Genomic DNA, 14,018 nt, shown 5'->3' with positions numbered 1-14,018 from the left:
CTGGAACTGAGCCAGGGGCTCCGGACGTTGCAACGGATGAGGGAACAGCCATGGACAGGGGGTGACCATGACGGGACGCACCACCGCCACCGCACGGGCCGTCACGGCCGGCGCGGTCATGCTCGTCTGGGTCGCGCTGCTGTGGCTGCTGGAAGGCATCGACATGGCGACCGGCAATTCACTCGACGGCTACGGCGTCAGCCCGCGCGAACCCGCGGAGCTCGCCGACGTCGTCCCCTCCGCGTTCCTGCACAGCGGCTGGGAGCACGTGGCGTCCAACAGCGTTCCGCTGCTGGTCCTCGGCTTCATCGCCGCGCTCGGCGGGATACGCAGGTTCGCCGCCGTGGTGCTCGTCGTGATCGTGACGGCCGGCGTCGGCGTCTGGCTCACCGCACCGCCGGACACGGTGACGCTCGGCGCCTCCGGCGTGGTCTTCGGCCTCTTCGGCTATCTGCTGGTCCGCGGCTTCGTGGACCGGCGCCCGATGGACATCGTCGTCGGCGTGGTCATCGCCGCGGTCTACGGCTCGCTGCTGTGGGGCGTGCTGCCGACGGACTCCGGCATCAGCTGGCAGGGCCACCTCTTCGGTCTCATAGGCGGGGTGGCGTCGGCGTTCCTCTTCCGCCGCCCCCGCCGCCCGCAGGAGCCCAAGGGCTACATCACGGTGTGAGGGTCAGGGCGTGCGGGCCGAGGTGATGAGGCTCAGGGCGTGAGGCCCCGCACCAGCAGATCGAGCAGCGCACACGCGAAGAGCGCGATCCCGATGAAGCCGTTGACCGAGAAGAAGGCCCGGTTGAGCCGGGACAGGTCGTGCGGCCGCACGACCCGGTGCTCGTACACGAAGGCCACGGCGACGACCGCCATGCCGATCCAGTAGAAGATCTCCGCGTCCGTCGCCAGGCCGAACCACACCAGCAGCCCGGTCGTCACCACATGGCAGACCCGCGCGCCCCAGAGGGCGGCCGGGATCCCGAAGCGCGCGGGGAAGGAGAGGACGCCGTGGGCCCGGTCCGCCCGCACGTCCTGGCAGGCGAAGATCAGGTCGAAGCCGCCGATCCAGATGCCGACGGCGAGCCCCAGGATCACCGCGTCCCACGACCAGCTCCCGGTCACCGCCAGCCAGGCGCCGATCGGCCCCATGGCCTGCGCGATCCCCAGGATCGCGTGCGGGAAGTTCGTGAACCGCTTGCCGTACGGATAGACGACCATCGGCACGACGGCGACCGGGGCCAGCACCAGACAGAGAGGGTTCAGCAGGGCGGCCGCACCCAGGAAGACGACGACGGCCACGATGGCGCCGGTCCACGCGGACTTCACCGTGACGGCGCCGGTCACCAGCTCCCGGCCCTCCGTGCGCGGATTACGGGCGTCGATCTCCCGGTCGATGATCCGGTTGGCGGCCATCGCGAACGTACGCAGCCCGACCATCGCGACGGTCACGAGCAGCAGCGTGCCCCAGTGGAACCGGCCGTCCAGCTGGAACATCGCCGTCAGCGCGGCGATGTAGGCGAAGGGCAGCGCGAAGACCGAGTGCTCGATCATCACCAGCCGCAGGAAGGCGCGGGGCTTGCTGCGGGGCTGCGGCACAGCGGCGGCGGACGCGCTCACAGGCCGTACTCCTTCCACCGGCGGTCGACCTTCGCCGCCGTATCCGGGTCGGACTCGACCATGGCCGGCCAGCCCCCGTCCCGCGTGTACCCCTCCTCGGGCAGCTTGCGCGTCGCGTCGATCCCCGCCTTGCCGCCCCAGAACTGCTGGTAGGAGGCGTGGTCCAGATGGTCGACGGGGCCCTCGGTGAGCAGCAGGTCACGGGCGTAGTCGGTGTTGCCGAGCGCCCGCCAGGCAACCTCGTGGAGGTCGTGGACATCGCAGTCGGCGTCCACGACGACGATCAGCTTGGTCAGCGACATCATGTGCGCGCCCCAGACGGCACTCATCACCTTCTGGGCGTGCTTGGGGTACTTCTTGTCGATCGAAACGATCGCGCAGTTGTGGAAACCGCCCGCCTCCGGCAGGTGGTAGTCCACGATGTCCGGGACGATGATCTTGAGCAGGGGCAGGAAGAACCGCTCGGTGGCACGGCCCAGCGGACCGTCCTCGGTGGGCGGCCGGCCGACGACGATCGACTGCAGCAGCGGGCGCTTCCGCATCGTCACGCAGTCGATCTTCAGCGCGGGGAAGGGCTCCTGGGGGGTGTAGAAGCCCGTGTGGTCGCCGAAGGGTCCCTCGGGCAGCATCTCGCCCGGCTCCAGCCATCCCTCGATGACGACCTCGGCCTGCGCCGGGACCTGGAGCGGGACGGTCTTGCAGTCGACCATCTCGATCCGCTTGCCCTGGACGAAGCCGGCGAAGAGGTACTCGTCGATGTCCCCGGGCAGCGGCGCGGTGGAGGCGTAGGTGACCGCGGGGGGAGCGCCGAACGCGATGGCGACCGGGAGCTTCTCGCCACGCTTGGCGGCGACCTGGTAGTGGTTGCGGCTGTCCTTGTGGATCTGCCAGTGCATCCCGATGGTCCGCTTGTCGTGGCGCTGCAGCCGGTAGAGGCCGAGATTGCGGATACCCGTCTCGGGGTCCTTGGTGTGGGTGAGGCCCAGGTTGAAGAAGGAGCCGCCGTCCTCGGGCCAGGTGAAGAGCGCGGGCAGCTGCTCCAGGTCGACGTCGTCGCCGGTGAGGACGACCTCCTGGACGGGGGCGCTGTCGGACTTCACCTTCTTCGGCGGCAGGTGGGTCACCGCGCCGAGCTTCCCGAAGGCCTCGCGGATCCCGACGAAGCCCTGCGGCAGTTCCGGCTTGAGGAGTCCGCCGATCTTGTCACTGAGCTCGGCGTAGGACTTCAGCCCGAGCGCCTTGAGCAGCCGCCGGTCGGTCCCGAAGACGTTCATGGCCAGGGGCATGGACGCCCCCTTGACGTTCTCGAACAGCAGCGCGGGCCCGCCCGCCTTGTTCACCCGGTCGACGATCTCGCCGACCTCCAGGTAGGGATCGACCTCGGCCTTGATGCGCTTGAGATCGCCCTCGCGCTCCAGAGCCCGGAGCAGGGAGCGAAGATCGTCGTAAGCCATAAGGACAAGTATCGGACACCCGCTACCCTGGGCCCGTCACCGGGGGCGGTCCGTGCGCCTCCCCACCTCACCTCGGGGGACCTCCACCATGCTCAGGGCCTTGATCTATCTCCTGCCGCTGGCACTGACGATCTTCGCGTTCATCGACTGCCTGAACACCCCGGAGGACGAGGCGAAGCACCTGCCGAAGGTCGCCTGGGTCTTCATCATCCTGCTGTTCTGGATCGTCGGGCCGATCGTCTGGCTGGCCGCGGGCAAGACGCGCCGCGCACCCGCCGGGGGCGCGTCCTCCCGGGGGCGTCGCTCGACGTGGGTGGCGCCCGACGACAACCCGGACTTCCTCAAGTCGCTGAAGGACGAGAAGCCGCTGAAGGACGGGGCGAGGAGCGACGAGGCGCGCCTCGACGAGCGGGAGGCCGACCTGCGCCGCCGCGAGGAGGAGCTGAAGCGCCGGGAGAGCGGCGCCGGCCCCGACGACTCGGCTCCGCCCACCACCTGACGGACCCCGTCCTCGTGGGTCCGTGAGCTCATGAGGACAGGAGCCGCCCCAGCCGGTCGAGCAGGGGCAGCAGCGCTGTGCGCTCCTGCGGGGTGAGGGCTTCCAGCGCACCGTGCACCACGCGCATCTCGGCACGGATGCGGTGCGCCAGCTCGGTGCCCTCCGGCGTGCGGGAGGCCACCTTGGAGCGGCGGTCGCCCGGTGCCGGGGTGCGCGTCACCAGACCGCGGGCCTCCATACGGCCGATGAGACCGGTCGCGTTGGACGCGTCGCACACCAGATGACTGGCCAGCGCGCTCATGGGCATGGGCTCGTTGAGGGCGATGAGCGCCCGGGCCTGCGAGGTGCTGAGACCGTGGCGGCCGGCGACGGCGGTGAGGTCGTCGTGGTGGCCACGGACGACGACTGCGAGCGGTTCGAGCAGTTCGTCCGGAGTAGGGACGGCGCGGGGTGCCGGTTCCGTCGTCATGGTCGGTCATCCTTCGATCGGTGCGCGTGGTCCGGAGGCCCGGACGCTGTCCGCCACGCACCCGCATTCATTTGACATGCTCAACTTTGACCCGTTACATGAAGGGTATTGCTTGAGCATATCAAGCTTCGTCTTTCACGCGTCTCGCGTCTCGTAGGGAGCACCCCATGTCCTCCGTACTCTTCGTCCTCACCGGTGCCGACCACTGGACACTCAACGACGGCACCGCCCACCCCACCGGCTTCTGGGCGGAGGAACTCGCCGCCCCCCACCGCGTCTTCTCCCAGGCCGGATTCGACATCACGATCGCCACCCCCGGCGGGGTCGCCCCCACCGTGGACAGCGTCAGCCTCACCGCCGAGTCCAACGGGGACCAGGACCAGGCCGACGCCGTGGCCTCGTACCTCGCCGCCATCGACGAGACGCTCCGCATCCCCGCCCGGCTGGAGGACGTCGTACCCACGTCGTACGACGTGGTCTTCTACCCCGGCGGACACGGCCCCATGGAGGACCTGGCCGTCGACGAGACGTCCGGCCGGCTGCTGACCTCGGCACTGGACTCCGGCACCCAGGTCGCCGTCCTGTGCCACGCCCCCGCCGCCCTGCTGCCCGCGCGCCGCGAGGACGGCAGCTGGCCGTTCGCCGGCTACCGCATGACCGGCTTCAGCAACGCCGAGGAGACCCAGGCCGGCCTGGCCGACAAGGCGCCCTGGCTGCTGGAGGACCGCCTCGTCGAGCTCGGCGCCGACTACACCGCCGCCGACGCGTGGTCGGTGCACACCGTGCACGACCGCAACCTGCACACCGGCCAGAACCCGGCCTCCTCCGAGCAGCTGGCCCGCGAGATCCTGGGGACCCTGTGAGCGCCGCCGGGACCGTGCGGGAGACGCCGGCCGATGTCGTGGCCCGGCTCCGCGGAGCCTTCCGTACCGGCCGGACCAGGGACCTCACCTGGCGCACGGACCGGCTGACGCGGCTGCGCGCCCTGCTCACCGAGCGCGGTGACGAACTGGCCGACGCGCTCCGCGCCGACCTCGGCAAGAGCCGCAAGGAGGCCTACCGGACCGAGATCGACTTCACGGTCCGCGAGATCGACCACACCCTGGAGCGCCTCGCCGGCTGGCTGGAGCCCGAGCCCGCCCCCGTGCCGGCCGTTCTGGCCGGGGCCACCGCCCACACCGTGCAGGACCCGCTCGGCGTCGTCCTCGTCATCGCGCCCTGGAACTACCCGGTGCAGCTGCTGCTCGCACCGGTCGCCGGCGCGCTGGCCGCGGGCAACACCGTCGTGGCGAAGCCCAGCGAGCTGGCGCCCGCCACCTCCGCCGCGCTGGCCCGGCTGCTGCCGGAGTATCTGGACGCCGACACGCTCACCGTGGTGGAGGGCGGGGTCCCGGAGACCACCGCGCTGCTCGCCGAGCGCTTCGACCACATCTTCTACACGGGCAACGGCACGGTCGGCCGCATCGTGATGGCCGCAGCGGCCAAGCACCTCACGCCGGTGACGCTCGAACTCGGCGGCAAGTCGCCCGCGTTCGTCGACCGCGGCACGGACCTGAAGACGGTGGCCGCCCGGCTGGTCTCCGGGAAGTTCCTCAACACGGGTCAGACGTGCGTCGCACCCGACTACGTCCTGACGGACCCGGAGACCGCGCCCGCCCTAACGGACGCACTCGCGGCGGCGGTCGAGGAGCGGTTCGGCCCGGACGCGTCGGTCTCCCCGGAGTACGGCAGGATCGTCAACGAGCGCCACTTCGACCGGCTGGTGGGCCTCCTGGACTCCGGCCGTACGGTGACGGGCGGCGCGCACGACCGGGAGACGAAGTACATCGCCCCGACCGTGCTGGCCGATGTCGCCCCGGACTCCCCGGTGATGCGGGAGGAGATCTTCGGCCCGGTGCTGCCGGTCCTCACCGTGGACGGCCTCGACGGGGCCATCGGGTTCATCAACGACCGGGACAAGCCCCTGGCTCTGTACGCGTTCACCGAGTCCCCGGCCGTACGGGAGCGGCTGCTGGCCGAGACCTCGTCCGGCGGGGTCGGGATGGGCCTGCCGCTGGCCCATCTGACCGTCTCCGACCTGCCGTTCGGCGGGGTCGGCGAGAGCGGCATGGGCAACTACCACGGCCGGTACTCCCTGGAGACGTTCAGCCACCGCAAGGCGGTCCTGGACACCCCGCTCGGCTGACGCCCGCACATGCCGCGAGGGCGCGACCGCACCGAAGCGGTCGCGCCCTCGCGGCTGTGCCGGTCAGACTCCGGCGTAGGAGTGCTTGCCGGTGACGAAGATGTTCACGCCGTAGTAGTTGAAGAGCCAGCAGCCGAAGGCGACGAGCGCCAGGTAGGCGGCCTTGCGGCCCTTCCAGCCGGCCGTCGCGCGGGCGTGCAGGTAGGCGGCGTACGCGACCCAGGTGATGAAGGACCAGACCTCCTTGGGGTCCCATCCCCAGTAGCGGCCCCAGGCGTCGCCCGCCCAGATCGCGCCCGCGATGATCGTGAACGTCCACAGCGGGAAGACGGCGGCGTTGATGCGGTACGAGAAGGTGTCCAGGGTCTTCGCGGCGGGGAGCCGCTCCAGGACGGAGGACGCGAACTTCCCGGGCGTGCCACCGTTGGCGATCTTGTTCTCGTAGCTGTCACGGAACAGGTAGAGCAGCGTGCCGACGGCACCGAGGTAGAAGATCGCACCGCACAGGATGGCGGTGGAGACGTGGATCCACAGCCAGTAGGAGTGCAGAGCCGGCACCAGCTGGTCGCTGTCGGTGTAGAGCCACGTGGTGGCGACCCCGAGGTCCAGCAGGACCGTGGTCACGAGCAGGAGGCCGATCCAGCGGACGTTCTTCTTCAGCGCCAGCAGGACGAGGTACGCGCCGACCGCCACGGTGGAGAAGGTGATCGAGAACTCGTACATGTTGCCCCAGGGGGCCCGCTCGACCGACAGGGCGCGCGCAATGACGCCGCCCGCCTCGACGGCGAAGGCGACGACGGTCAGGGAGACCGCGATCCGCCCCCACAGGTCGCCCTTGAAGGTGCCGCCCGCGGCGCCGGGGCCGTCCGGGACGTCCCGGGTCCCGGCTGCCGACCGGGTGACGACCTTGGGCCGCTCCAGCACAGCGGTGCCGCCCTGCTGCCCGACCCGCGCCTTCACCGTGGAACCGGCGGCGGCCGATCCGTTCTGGAGCGCGGCGGCCGTGCGGCCGACCTTGCTGCGGCTCCCGAACACCCACTCCGCGATGTGTGCGAAGAAGGCCAGCATGTAGACGGCCATCGACGAGTAGATCAGCGTGTTGCTGATGTTCGCCAGATTCTCGTTGGTTGCGGCGGCGAGATTCACTTCTCAGCCCCTTCGGCAGGTTCTTCGGAGGGTTGTCCGGTCTCGGGTTCGAGATCGGGCGCGGTGGGCGCCACGGTGTTGAGCGCGACCGCCAGATCGGCCAGCTCCTCGGGCAGCTTCGCGGACTCGCTCCGCCCCAGGCCCGCCATCTCGACGACGGTGACACCGTCCGCGCCCCGGACCGCCCGCACCCAGACGCGGCGGCGCTGGATGAAGAGCGAACCGGCGAGCCCGATGATGGCCGCCACGGCGCCGGTGAGCGCCCAGCCGCTGGCGGGCTGGCGCGAGATCTGGAAGCTGGCCCACTCCTCGACGCTCTCGAAGGTGACCGAGCCGGCGCCGTCGGGAAGCTTCATGGTCTCGCCGGGACGCAGTCGCTTCTTGAGCTTGTCCCCGTTGCTGTCCTTGAATTCCTTCATCTTGGACGTGTCGAGCTGGTAGACGTTCTGCGGCAGCCCGGAGTCGACGCCGAGGCTGCCGTAGTAGCCGTTGAGCGCGAGGACCGGGTAGTCGAGTCCCGGGTACTGCGAGAACATCGTGCCCTGGCCGTCGCCCGCGAACGTCGGTACGAAGAAGGCCTGGAAGCCCAGCTGGGTCTTCTTTCCGTCGGTCCCCTTGTAGCCGTCCATCACCTTGACCGCGCCGGTCGAGGTGACGTTGTTGTCGATGGGCAGCAGGGGCACGGCCGACCGGTAGACCTCCTTGCCCTTGCCGTCCTTGACGGAGATGACCGGCGCGTAGCCGTGGGCGTTCAGGTAGACCTTCGTACCGTCGACGACGAGCGGCTTGTTGACCTCGATGACCTTCTTCTTCGGCTCGCCGTCGGCGCCCTCGGCGTACGTCACGCGGGCCTCGTAGGTCCTGGGCGTGCCGCGCTGCGGGCCGCTCCGCTCGTACGTGCCGACGAAGTCCTCCAGGTCGAAGCTGAAGGGGGTGAGGTCGTCGGTGTCGAAGAGCGAGCCGGACTTGAAGTCGTCGTACTGGGTGATCGTGTTGGCGAAGCCGTCACCCTCGACGATCAGCTTGCCGCCCTCGGACTTGAAGAGCTGCCCGCCGGCGAACGCGACGAGCATGACGATCAGCGCGATGTGGAAGAGAAGGTTCCCCGTCTCGCGGAGGTAGCCCTTCTCCGCGGCCACCGCGTCGCCCACCGCGTGCGAGCGGAAGCGCCGCTTGCGCAGGATGCCGAGGGCGGCCTCGCGGACCTGTTCGGGTTCCGCGTCGGTGCGCCAGGTGGTGTACGCGGGCAGCCGGGTCAGCTTCTTCGGGGCGCCGGGCGGGCGGCCGCGCAGCTGGCCGACGAACTGCGCGGTGCGCGGGACGATGCAGCCGATCAGGGAGACGAACAGCAGGATGTAGATCGCGGAGAACCACACCGAGCTGTAGACGTCGAAGAACTGCAGCTTCTCGTAGACCGGCGTGACGGTGGTGTGGGCTTCCTTGAAGGTCTGCACCTTCAGTTCGTCCACGCTGTTCTGCGGGATCAGTGAGCCGGGGATCGCGCCGAGCGACAGCAGGAAGAGCAGGATCAGCGCGACCCGCATCGAGGTGAGCTGGCGCCAGAACCATCGGACCCAGCCGACGACGCCCATCGCGGGCACGGAGGAGGCGGACTCCTCGCGCGGGGCGGTGGAGAGCTGTTCCCCGGCCCGGCCGAGGTCACGCTCCTCCGTGGTGTTCGTGTTGCTCATGGACTCAGATCCCTACAGTGAAGCCGTTGGACCAGCTCTGTGTCTCCTGGATGAGCGCGTCCCAGGCGCCCGTCAGCAGGAGCAGACCGGTCACGATCATCATGCCGCCGCCGATCCGCATGACCCATGCGTAGTGGCGCTTGACCCAGCCGAACGCGCCGAGTGCCCGGCGGAAGGCGATCGCCGCCAGGACGAAGGGGACGCCGAGGCCGAGACAGTACGCCACGGACAGGATCGCCCCGCGGCCCGCGGTCGCCTGGTCGAAGGCGAGCGTGTTGACGGAGGCGAGCGTGGGACCGAGACAGGGTGTCCAGCCGACACCGAAGAGCGCGCCGAGAAGGGGCGCCCCCGCCAGCCCGGTCACCGGCCGCTTGTGGATGCGGAACTCGCGCTGCGTCATCCAGGGCATGAGGCCCATGAAGAAGATCCCCATGAGGATCATCAGGACGCCGAGGACCTTGGAGAGGGTGCCGCTGTACTCCTGGAGGGTCCCGCCGAAGAAGCCGAAGAGGGCGCCGCCGGACACGAACACGGCGGTGAAGCCGAGGACGAAGAGGGAGGCCCCCGCGACGGTCCTGCCGCGCCGGGCCTCCGCCAGGTCGGTGCCGCTGACCCCGGTGACGTAGCTGAGGTAGCCGGGGACCAGGGGCAGGACGCAGGGGGAGAAGAAGGAGACGAGTCCGCCGAGCAGCGCGATGGGCAGCGCCACTATGAGGGCTCCGCTGAGGACCGTCTCGTTGCTCGCGGCGAGTTCCAGCACCGCGGTCACTTCTCGGCGACCAGCGGGTCGATCATCTTGCGCAGCTTCTCCGCGTCGAGCGCGGCGAGCGAGCGGGCGGCGAGCTTCCCGTCCCGGTCGATGACCACGGTCGAGGGGATGGCCTGCGGGTTCAGCGTGCCCTTCGGGAAGCGCAGGAGCAGCTTCCCGGTCGGGTCGTAGATGCTCGGGTAGGTGACTCCGAAGTCCTTCTCGAAGCTGACCGCGAGGGACTTCTGCGGGTCCCTGGTGTTGACGCCGACGAACTGGACGCCCTGGGCCTCGGTCGCCTCCGCCACCTTCTGGAAGTGCTTGGCCTCGGCGCGGCACGGGCCGCACCAGGATCCCCAGAAGTTCAGGACGACGACCTTGCCCTTGTAGTCGGCGACGGCGAGGTCCTTGCCGTCCAGGGTCGTGCCGTCCAGCTTCGGCGCGTCGGTGCGTTCGCCCTTGGCGACGGTGGAGATCCCTCCGCTGCCGGTGACGAAGTTCGTGTTGCCGCCGCCGCCCGCCTTGGCGCCGTCACCACTGCATGCGGACAGGGTCAGGGCACCGGCCACCGCGGTTGCGGCGAGCAGGGTGAAGCGGCGTCGGGGTACGCGGCCAGAGCTCATGTGAAAAGTTTCGCATGGCAGTTCCGGGGATCTTGGGCACCCCCCTCGATGACCGTAAAGCCCCTTGTCAAGCCTGTTTGAAGAAGGTGTTCCAGCCGCCTTCGGGGGCCTGTCCCACCTGGAGCGTACGGAGCTTCGCGAGCACCGCCGGGTCCTGTGCGTCGAGCCAGTCGACGTACTGCCGGAAGGAGACGAGGCGCACATCAGGCTTGCCCGCGATGTGTTTGAGCGCGTCCTCCACGGCGTCCATGTAGATGCCGCCGTTCCACTCCTCGAAGTGGTTTCCGATGTAGAAGGGCGCGCGGTTCGTCTCGTAGGCACGGTCGAATCCGGCGATATACGCGTCGGTGGCCTGGGTGCGCCATCCCGGATAGCGGGAGGGCATGCCATTGGTCGAATTCTTCGACTGGTTGGCGAGGATGTTGTAGTCCATGGAGAGGACTTCGAAGGTGTGGCCGGGGAAGGGAATGCCCTGAAGCGGAAGGTCCCAGACGCCCTGGCGCTTCTCGGGCCACATCTGGGTGCCGCCCGGCGAGCTCGCGTCGTACCGCCAGCCGAGCTGCTTCGCGGTGGGGAGCAGATTGTCCTGACCGAGCAGACAGGGCGTACGGCCGCCGACCAGTTCCTTCCGGTAGTCGAACGGCAGGGGATCGACATCCTCCCACCCGGTGTTGGTCCGCCATTCGGTGACGAAGGACACCGCCTGGTCGATCTCGCTCTGCCATTGCGCGGGTGTCCAGTTGCCCACCGATCCGGAACCGCCGCAGAAATGCCCGTTGAAATGGGTGCCGATCTCGTGCCCGTCGAGCCAGGCCTGACGGACGTACTTCAGGGTCTGCTTGACGTGGTCATCGGTGAGATAGCCGATGTCCGAGGCGCCCCGGGGGTTGTTGGGCGGGCGGTAGAGCGACTTCTTCGACTCGGGCAGCACATAGAGCCCGGAGAGGAAGAAGGTCATCGCCGCGTCGTGTTCCTTGGCGAGTTCGAGAAAGCGCGGGAAGAGTCCGTTGCCGACCTCGCCCGCTCCGTCCCAGGAGAAGATCACGAACTGCGGCGGCTTCTGGCCCGGTTCGAGCGGGACGGGGGCGACGGGCTGATTCGGCTGCTTTCCGGTGTCGGCCGTGGAGCCGTCACCGATCAGTCTCACCTGTTTTCCGGGGGCCCCTCCGCCATTCCCGTGGGTCCCTTTACCACCGTGGGAACTCTTCTGGGGATCCGCCCGGCTGTCCGGTGATCCGGAGGAGCCGCAGCCGGCCATCGACAGTGCGGCTGCGGCTCCGAGGCCTGCCCCGAGCAGACCCCTTCGGTTGATTTCACGCATAGCATCCCCATCTACGGTCGTATTACCTCAAGGCCATACAAACTGGCGATGGCTTAGATGAGGAAACCAACACGACGGTTCCACCGATAATCACAAAAGTTGTTACGTGCACAGACCCTTACAGGCGCTGCACACGGCATACAGAACGGCGGGGAACGCGAGCGGGGACGCGCGGGATGCGGGCGGTTACGCCCCGAAAGCCTTGGACTTCCCCTTGACCGGCTTCGCACCCGCGAGGAGATGCGCCGGCACCAGGTCCCGGGCGGGCTCGGTGTATCCGACCGACACGATCTCGTCACCCTGGTAGGTGAAGGTCGTCAGCGAGGCCAGGGTGCACTCCCGCTTGCGCGGGTCGTGCCACAGCCTGCGCCGCTCCACGAAGCTCCGCACGATCCAGATCGGCAGCTGATGGCTGACACAGACCGCCTCGTGCCCCCGTGCGGCGTCGCGCGCCGCGTCCAGTGCGCCCATCATCCGTACGACCTGCTCGATGTACGGCTCGCCCCAGGACGGCTTGAAGGGGTTGGTGAGGTGCTTCCAGTTCTCCGGCTTGCGCAGCGCACCGTCCCCGACCCCGAAGGTCTTGCCCTCGAAGACGTTGGCGGCCTCGATGAGACGCCCGTCGGTCGCCAGGTCCACACCGTGCGACGAGGCGATCGGCGTGGCCGACTCCTGTGCGCGCTCCAGCGGCGAGGCCACGACATACGTGATGTCGCGCTTCTCCAGGTGCTCGGCCACCCGGTCGGCCATCTCGCGGCCGAGCTCGGACAGGCTGTAGCCGGCGCGGCGCCCGTAGAGCACACCGTCCGGGTTGTGCACCTCACCGTGGCGCATCAGGTGGACGACGGTGAGGTCCTTCTCGCTGCCGCTCATGCGGTGGCCTCCGATGCGGCACGGGCGGCGGCGGGCAGCGCCGCGGCGATCCGCTCGAGCGCCCGGGCGTCGTGGGCGGTGGAGACGAACCAGGACTCGAAGGCGGACGGCGGCAGATAGACGCCCTGCTCCAGCATGGAGTGGAAGAACGCGGTGAAACGGAAGGCTTCCTGCTTCTTCGCGTCCTCGTAGTCACGGACCGGCTCGTCGGTGAAGAAGACGGAGAACATGTTGCTCGCCGCCGACACCGTGTGCGCGACGCCCGCCTTGGTGAACGCCTCGCCGACCAGGGAGCGCAGCTCCGCCGAGACCGCGTCGACCTTCGCGTACGCCGCGTCGTCCAGCAGCCGCAGCTGGGCGAGGCCGGCGGCGGTGGCGACCGGGTTACCGGAGAGGGTGCCCGCCTGGTAGACGGGACCGGCGGGCGCCAGGTGCGCCATCACGTCGGCACGCCCGCCGAAGGCCGCGGCGGGGAAGCCGCCGCCCATGACCTTGCCGAAGGTCATCAGGTCGGGCCGCACACCGTCGATGCCGTACCAGCCGGCCTTGGACGTACGGAATCCGGTCATCACCTCGTCGGAGATGTACAGCGCGCCGTTGGCCGCGCAGATCTCCTTCAGCCCCGCGTTGAAGCCGTCCAGCGGCGGGACGACGCCCATGTTGCCCGGCGACGCCTCGGTGATCACACAGGCGATCTCACCCGGCTGCGCGGCGAACGCGGCACGCACGGCCTCCAGGTCGTTGTACGGCAGCACGATCGTGTCGCCCGCCTGGGCGCCGGTCACGCCGGGCGTGTCGGGAAGACCGAAGGTGGCGACCCCGGAGCCGGCCGAGGCCAGCAGCGCGTCGACGTGCCCGTGGTAGCACCCGGCGAACTTCACGACCTTGGCGCGCCCGGTGAATCCCCGGGCGAGCCGGATCGCGGACATGGTCGCCTCGGTGCCGGACGACACCAGCCGCACCTGCTCCACCGGCTCGATCCGGGCCACGATCTCCTCGGCGAGCGCGACCTCACCCTCTCCCGGCGTACCGAAGGAGGTGCCCCGGGCCACCGCGTCCTGGACGGCCGCGATGACGTCCGGGTGCGCGTGGCCGAGGATCATCGGCCCCCATGAACACACGAGGTCGACATACTCACGACCGTCGGCGTCGGTGAGGTACGGACCCGTACCGGACACCATGAACCGGGGCGTACCGCCCACGGCCCGGAAGGCACGCACGGGGGAGTTCACGCCGCCGGGCGTCACGAGGGACGCACGGTCGAAAAGCGTCTGTGAAACTGGGGCTTCGTATGAATACGCCACTTTGGTCCTGATCTGCGATTCGGGTTTCGGGGGGCCTGGCCGGAATACCCGGCCGCCGGTGAGCAGGGAGCGCGCTCTCCCCGTATGAGGCTCGTAC

Annotated in this window: 14 protein-coding genes; 4 read left to right on the top strand and 10 right to left on the bottom strand. The window is 69.3% G+C overall.

Annotated features, from left to right (window positions below; translation table 11 throughout):
• The first annotated feature begins 67 nt into the window (after positions 1 to 67).
• Positions 68 to 670, top strand: a complete 603-nt coding sequence (locus ACZ32T_RS26710; protein ID WP_467369408.1) for a rhomboid family intramembrane serine protease — start codon at positions 68 to 70, stop codon at positions 668 to 670.
• Positions 671 to 702: 32 nt separating this feature from the next.
• Here ACZ32T_RS26710 and mqnP read toward each other — a convergent pair whose 3' ends face one another.
• Positions 703 to 1,608, bottom strand: a complete 906-nt coding sequence (gene mqnP / locus ACZ32T_RS26705) for a menaquinone biosynthesis prenyltransferase MqnP (RefSeq protein WP_467268781.1) — start codon at positions 1,606 to 1,608, stop codon at positions 703 to 705.
• Positions 1,605 to 3,062, bottom strand: coding sequence for a menaquinone biosynthesis decarboxylase (locus tag ACZ32T_RS26700; protein ID WP_467268783.1), 1,458 nt, complete (start codon positions 3,060 to 3,062; stop codon positions 1,605 to 1,607). Before ACZ32T_RS26700 ends, mqnP begins: the two co-directional genes overlap by 4 nt.
• Positions 3,063 to 3,150: 88 nt before the next feature.
• On the opposite strand from ACZ32T_RS26700, the gene ACZ32T_RS26695 reads away from it, so the two are divergent.
• Positions 3,151 to 3,561, top strand: a complete 411-nt coding sequence (locus ACZ32T_RS26695; RefSeq protein ID WP_467268784.1) for a PLD nuclease N-terminal domain-containing protein — start codon at positions 3,151 to 3,153, stop codon at positions 3,559 to 3,561.
• A 28-nt stretch (positions 3,562 to 3,589) separates the two neighbouring features.
• Here ACZ32T_RS26695 and ACZ32T_RS26690 read toward each other — a convergent pair whose 3' ends face one another.
• Positions 3,590 to 4,030, bottom strand: a complete 441-nt coding sequence (locus ACZ32T_RS26690) for a MarR family winged helix-turn-helix transcriptional regulator (RefSeq protein ID WP_467268786.1) — start codon at positions 4,028 to 4,030, stop codon at positions 3,590 to 3,592.
• 167 nt (positions 4,031 to 4,197) lie between these two features.
• Between ACZ32T_RS26690 and ACZ32T_RS26685 the strand changes: the two genes are divergently transcribed.
• Together ACZ32T_RS26685 and ACZ32T_RS26680 are read left to right on the top strand one after the other, a co-directional pair.
• Complete coding sequence (locus ACZ32T_RS26685; RefSeq protein WP_467369405.1) at positions 4,198 to 4,893, top strand: type 1 glutamine amidotransferase domain-containing protein; 696 nt, start codon at positions 4,198 to 4,200, stop codon at positions 4,891 to 4,893.
• On the top strand, positions 4,890 to 6,215 hold the full coding sequence (locus ACZ32T_RS26680) for an aldehyde dehydrogenase family protein (protein ID WP_467268790.1): 1,326 nt from the start codon (positions 4,890 to 4,892) through the stop codon (positions 6,213 to 6,215). Before ACZ32T_RS26685 ends, ACZ32T_RS26680 begins: the two co-directional genes overlap by 4 nt.
• 63 nt (positions 6,216 to 6,278) lie before the next feature.
• On the opposite strand, the gene ccsB is transcribed toward ACZ32T_RS26680, so the two are convergent.
• From ccsB to hemL, 7 genes are all read right to left on the bottom strand, one after another.
• On the bottom strand, positions 6,279 to 7,361 hold the full coding sequence (ccsB, locus tag ACZ32T_RS26675) for a c-type cytochrome biogenesis protein CcsB (protein WP_467369403.1): 1,083 nt from the start codon (positions 7,359 to 7,361) through the stop codon (positions 6,279 to 6,281).
• Positions 7,358 to 9,052 carry a cytochrome c biogenesis protein ResB gene (gene resB / locus ACZ32T_RS26670; RefSeq protein ID WP_467268793.1) on the bottom strand — a complete coding sequence of 565 codons (1,695 nt, stop codon included), beginning with the start codon at positions 9,050 to 9,052 and terminating at the stop codon, positions 7,358 to 7,360. Before resB ends, ccsB begins: the two co-directional genes overlap by 4 nt.
• 4 nt (positions 9,053 to 9,056) lie before the next feature.
• Positions 9,057 to 9,821 (bottom strand): cytochrome c biogenesis CcdA family protein, encoded by a 765-nt coding sequence (locus tag ACZ32T_RS26665; RefSeq protein ID WP_467268795.1) that lies wholly within the window; start codon positions 9,819 to 9,821, stop codon positions 9,057 to 9,059.
• Positions 9,818 to 10,423: a TlpA family protein disulfide reductase gene (locus tag ACZ32T_RS26660; RefSeq protein WP_467268796.1), complete on the bottom strand. Its 606-nt coding sequence runs from the start codon at positions 10,421 to 10,423 to the stop codon at positions 9,818 to 9,820. The genes ACZ32T_RS26665 and ACZ32T_RS26660 overlap by 4 nt, the downstream gene beginning before the upstream one ends.
• A gap of 67 nt (positions 10,424 to 10,490) precedes the next feature.
• The gene (locus ACZ32T_RS26655; protein WP_467268798.1) at positions 10,491 to 11,744 is read right to left on the bottom strand and encodes a polysaccharide deacetylase family protein; all 1,254 of its coding nucleotides are present in this window, start codon (positions 11,742 to 11,744) and stop codon (positions 10,491 to 10,493) included.
• 186 nt (positions 11,745 to 11,930) lie between these two features.
• A complete protein-coding gene (locus ACZ32T_RS26650; protein ID WP_467369401.1) occupies positions 11,931 to 12,617 on the bottom strand; it encodes a histidine phosphatase family protein in 687 nt (228 codons plus the stop codon).
• A complete protein-coding gene (hemL, locus tag ACZ32T_RS26645) occupies positions 12,614 to 13,921 on the bottom strand; it encodes a glutamate-1-semialdehyde 2,1-aminomutase (protein WP_467268803.1) in 1,308 nt (435 codons plus the stop codon). The genes ACZ32T_RS26650 and hemL overlap by 4 nt, the downstream gene beginning before the upstream one ends.
• Between the last annotated feature and the right edge of the window lie 97 nt (positions 13,922 to 14,018).

The organism is Streptomyces sp. NPDC023573 (assembly GCF_055559735.1).
This window is presented reverse-complemented; position numbering and strand designations above follow the sequence as displayed.